We start from the raw sequence: 616 nt of genomic DNA on the forward strand, positions 1-616 counted from the left end.
ACGCGTGGTGCTAGTTAAATCTTTCTAGACAATAAGCCAAATTATAAGCTAAAATTGCAATTTCCAACCGGCTTTGAAAGCCTATCAGACTACGTGCTCGATTGTTCTCGGCATTGTAATAGGTCAGAAGCGAAAAGTCGCTTTCAATTGTTCTGCGAATAGCCATCAATTGATGATCATTGTGCTTTTTAGCTCCTGTCATATTTTTACGATATGGTGTCCAAAGTTCATAACCCATTTGTTTTAGCTGTTGATGCAGTTCTTTGCCTAAATAGCCTTCGTCGCCAAGAAGATAGTAATTAGATGGATGTGCATTTTCCAGCAGTTCAACTGTCTCCTTGGCATCATGAACTGATGCTTTTGTTACGACATAATCAAGAATGTAACCGTCATCGCTAACAATGGCATGAACTTTGAAACCATAGAAGTAAATTTTCTTGGTGGCCTTATAACCAATGTTGGCATAACCGCGAAAAATTTTAGCACGATAGTTGCGAATTGGTTGGCAAACAGGTACCGGAAAGCTGTCAATGATCAAGAAATGTCCATTCAGGTCAACCTTTTTATTCATTTCTTGCCGTATCTGATAAATCAATTGCAATAGCTGACGTGAACG

General features: G+C 39.0%; 1 protein-coding gene. It reads right to left on the bottom strand.

The features are described 5' to 3' along the window. Window positions 1–10: 10 nt before the first annotated feature. Window positions 11–616: IS982 family transposase (locus tag ETI37_RS07725; RefSeq protein ID WP_143458512.1), on the bottom strand; the 606-nt coding region annotated here is incomplete at its 5' end.

The organism is Lactobacillus mulieris (assembly GCF_007095465.1).
GTDB lineage: Bacteria > Bacillota > Bacilli > Lactobacillales > Lactobacillaceae > Lactobacillus > Lactobacillus mulieris.